Origin of the sequence: uncultured Cyclobacterium sp. (genome assembly GCF_963976465.1) — a bacterium.
In the GTDB taxonomy this organism is placed as follows: Bacteria; Bacteroidota; Bacteroidia; order Cytophagales; family Cyclobacteriaceae; genus Cyclobacterium.
In genome coordinates, this window is the sequence record NZ_CAXBOC010000484.1 from 1 (window position 1) to 4,145 (window position 4,145).

Genomic DNA, 4,145 nt, shown 5'->3' on the forward strand with positions numbered 1-4,145 from the left:
TGATGGGCTCCGACCTCAATACCATTTACCCCTCCACACATAGAAAAATAGCTGAGCAAATGATGGATTGTGGCGGACTGCTTACTGAGTACAAATTAGGCACAGAAATGAGCCCAAGTAACTTCCCTCAAAGAAATCGAATCATAGCCGGTTTATCAGATGCTTTGATTGTGGTGGAAGCAGCCAAAAAAGGAGGTGCACTGATCACAGCAGAAATAGCCTTTAGTTATAACCGTGAGGTATTTGCTGTGCCCGGGAACCTCCAATCCAAATACAGCGAAGGCTGCAACGACCTGATAAGGAATATGAAAGCCGGCATCTATATGAGTTCCAAGGAAATTGTAAACTCCTTGTCTTGGGACATGGATTCAAGAGAGTCTCCTGCTCAAAAGGTCTTTCCTGACACTTCTTTGCTAGATCCCTTGGAGAACAAAATTCTGGAGAGAATTTTCGACAAGAAGGAGGTGGAAGTAAATTGGCTGAGTCATGATTTAGATGTTCCAATTAGTACCTTGGCGGTTAAACTACTCAATTTGGAATTTCTGGGTTTTGTAAAGGCCTTTCCGGGAAAAAGATATCAATGGCTCCATAGCAAACAATAAATGCGTAAACCATATGGCCCAATCGCCTTTTTTGATTACATTGAATTATACTGACCTAAAAAATATTATTATGAAACCTTCATTTCTATCTTTAATATTTAGTCTACTTGTGTTATTAGGTTGTGAAAGCCAAGTAAGCAACACCACCGACGACACCCTACCGATGAAAATAGCAAAAGCATATGGCTATGATCAGTTAGATGAGGTACAATCCATTTCTTATACCTGGAATGTAAGAAGAGATAGTGCTACCGTCATGGTCAGAGATTGGAAGTGGGACCTGGTCAAAGGTGAAGTCTCCTATTCAGATGCCGACACAAGTATCACTTACTTAATCGCAGAGAAGACGGAACAATTAAAAGATGTTGACCATAAATTCATCAACGACAAATATTGGTTGCTCTACCCATTCCAATTGGCTTGGGATGAAGGGTACGCTACAGAAATCACTAAAAACCAAAACTCTCCCATCAACGGAGATCCCACTACCAAACTTACCATCCTATACAACAATGAGGATGGTTACACCCCGGGTGATGCCTACGACCTTTATGTCGATGATAACAATATGATCAAAGAATGGGTTTTTAGAAAAGGGAATGCAGCCGAAGGGAGGGCTTTTACCTGGGAAAATGAAAAAGATTTTAGTGGTTTAATGATTGCCCTGGACCATCGAATGAAAAATGGAGAAAAAATCATTTGGTTTTCCAATGTGGAAGTAAACAAAAAGTAAAGTGAAGCAAAATTAGCTGCTGAACACAGCCAGGTGTATGTTCTCAACAACAGAATACTTTCATCTTTCCTTCATCCATATTCTTATTCCGGATTTTAATTGTATATGAACCATGTTTTCGAAAGTGCCAAGTACCTTTCCTTGTCCCACAAAGTTGGAGGAGGGGAGTAAGCCACGATCAAAAAACGCATACAAAGCATCTGTTGATTCAAGTGCTATTTCCTTGGTTTGTGGATTTGAGATTTCTAGTATAGACTGATGTGCAAAACCAATTGATTGATCCGGGAATTGTATCCTAAACCACGCCCCACTTTTCGCCAAAATGTCAAAAAAAGTGAACTTGGGGTGTTTTGCTATTACTTTTGATTTCAAATCCGGTGAGGTACGTAAATTCCCGCTATTTACAGCAATTATGCCATACTCTCTAAGAGAAACACTGTCTGAAGCAGCAATTTCTTTGGGCTTCTCTGCAGCTTGGATAAATGGAAAGGGATCAACAGCCCCTCTCCCCCTTCGGTATATTCCAAAATGCAGGTGCGGAGCAGTGGTAATGGCATTTCCGGTATTACCTACCGTACCTAAAGTATCTCCTTTGACCACTGTTTGCCCTTCCCTAACAAGCTGACTATCTAAGTGTGCATAATAATAATTGTACCTTCCTGAATTCACCCAAACAACATTACCCCCCAAGCGGTTTTGGCCGGTTCTCCTTACCACTCCATTGACCACCGCTCGAACAGGTGTGCCTCTTTTTGCAAATACATCCACTCCTTCATGCTTTCTGGCGCCACCACTTCTAGCATCACCCCAAAAACTGGCAATCTGATTGGATTGCATGTCCGGTAAGGGGAAGGCAAGGGATCCTGAGACTTCTATGCTTAAAACGACAGCTCCTCCTCCGAGCAATTCAGGCTGCACCCTTAGCACATGCTCTCCATCTTGTCTGACGGTATATTCAATTTTCTGTTGATCTTTCGAATAGTGAAGATGAGTGAACTCATCCGCATCTTTTCTAAACACATCGGTAAAATACGTTGTTGAGGAATCTGTCAATAAATCAGCCTTGATACTTACTTTATTTCCTTCTTTTACCTTGTATCGCAGAAACAGTGCTTCCACCTTCGAAGGGTCAAAGTAAGTCATCTCATTATAAGGTAAATTAAGCGAATTCATATTGGATGCATGTATCAACTTTCCCTTCTTGATCCACCTTTGAGCAATTCCATAATTCTCTAAACCTGATTTATTCAAGGTATTGAGATAATTTTCATAGGGGTTTTGATTTTTAAAAAGCTTCTCTGCCTGACAAGCGCTAAAGAAAACAAATATCAACAAATAACATAAGGCCGGTTGAAAAAGGGGCTTTACCGCCTCCTTTCCAAACAGGAATTGCGTATAAAGCCCTTTTAATATTTTTTGATTCCTTAAGCTTATTGAATCAGTGTGAATTTTGAAACTCATGCTTCCCTTCAGCTATTTCTTCTACCATTTTTTGATTGAAGGCTTCAAGATCTTTTGGTGACCTAGAAGTAACAAGTCCCTGATCACAAACACATTCTTTATCGAACCATTCCGCACCGGCGTTGATAATGTCCTGTTTTATTGATGGAAAAGAGGTCATTTTCCTCCCTGCCAGTTCACCTGTTTCAATTAACACTTGGGGGCCATGGCAGATGGAAGCAACCGGCTTGCCCAGAGAGAAGAAATGTTTAATAAAAGCCACTGCATCTTCATTGGTACGTAATTTATCCGGATTTAAAACACCACCAGGAATCAATACAGCATCATAATCTTCAGGATTGGCCTCCTGCAGGTGCTTATCCACCTTGAAATCCTTGCCCCAGTCCGTCTTGTCCCAAGACTTAATCATCCCTTCATTGGGTGAAATCACCTCCACCAATGCTCCTTGTTCCTCCAATGCTGATTTAGGTGAAGTAAATTCCACTTCTTCAAATCCATTCTCTGTAATTAAAGCTATTTTTTTACCTTTTAATTTACTCATTTTTACGATCGGTTTATTTTTAGTCAATTTTTTAGGGATATAATTCAAATTCCATGCTAAACTTTGAATTATTTGTTATTTAAGAAGAAATCCCGGTGAAATCCTTCTCATTACGGTAGTACAAAGGAAGTTGGCGATGCTTGGCCTTTCCTACATTTTATTTAACCCGAATTTGATAAAAAGTGGAGCAATGAATTGGATGTAAAGAAAGTAACGTAAAATTAGCCGATGCCTTAGGCATTATAGCAGCGAGCTAAAAAGTGAAATAATTCCCTGATAATAAAATTCAAGTGGCATTATTTAATAGGGTTACTAATGCTTGCCTCAAACTTTCTCAAGGTGGGTTTCAACCGATAAAAATCGCTAAAAAGCAAAAAGGCAACTGATTTTAAAGCGACTACAGCTCCTATTAGTAGATTTGATATATTCCAGATTTATAGTAAAAGCTCTGCACAAAACCCTGATCTATCGAAAATAAATTAGATCAAAAAAAAAGCCCTGAAAAACAGGGCTTTAAAAAAATATTTTTAATGTAAGGTTAATATTTTATACGTAGTTGCTCAACATTACCGGCATTACAAGCATCAAGATGTCTTCGTTTTCATTAAGATCAGAAGGTAAAATTAAGCCTGCTCTATTTGGAGCACTAAACTTCAAGGTCACTTCTTTGGCTGAAATGTTGTTTAACATTTCTACTAAAAACTTAGCATTAAAACCAATTTCAATATCCTCTCCTTCATGTTCACAAGAGAGTCTCTCATTTGCTTCATTGGAGAAATCAAGATCTTCGGCTGAAATTTGCAATTCA

Annotated in this window: 4 protein-coding genes and 1 pseudogene; 2 read left to right on the top strand and 3 right to left on the bottom strand. The window is 39.2% G+C overall.

Going from position 1 to position 4,145, the window contains the following annotated elements:
• Together AAC037_RS20740 and AAC037_RS20745 are read left to right on the top strand one after the other, a co-directional pair.
• Nucleotides 1–602, top strand: a 602-nt coding sequence (locus AAC037_RS20740) for a DNA-processing protein DprA (protein ID WP_339905297.1), incomplete at its 5' end; no start/stop codon positions are given.
• A gap of 70 nt (nucleotides 603–672) precedes the next feature.
• Entirely contained in the window at nucleotides 673–1,335 is a 663-nt protein-coding gene (locus AAC037_RS20745; protein ID WP_339905298.1) for a hypothetical protein, read from the top strand.
• A gap of 60 nt (nucleotides 1,336–1,395) precedes the next feature.
• Here the strand turns inward: AAC037_RS20745 and AAC037_RS20750 are convergent, their stop codons facing one another.
• From AAC037_RS20750 to AAC037_RS20760, 3 genes and pseudogenes are all read right to left on the bottom strand, one after another.
• Entirely contained in the window at nucleotides 1,396–2,796 is a 1,401-nt protein-coding gene (locus AAC037_RS20750; RefSeq protein WP_339905299.1) for a M23 family metallopeptidase, read from the bottom strand.
• Nucleotides 2,774–3,337, bottom strand: a complete 564-nt coding sequence (locus tag AAC037_RS20755; protein ID WP_339905300.1) for a type 1 glutamine amidotransferase domain-containing protein — start codon at nucleotides 3,335–3,337, stop codon at nucleotides 2,774–2,776. Before AAC037_RS20755 ends, AAC037_RS20750 begins: the two co-directional genes overlap by 23 nt.
• A gap of 546 nt (nucleotides 3,338–3,883) precedes the next feature.
• Nucleotides 3,884–4,145: pseudogene (locus AAC037_RS20760) on the bottom strand (DNA polymerase III subunit beta); the annotation flags it as partial.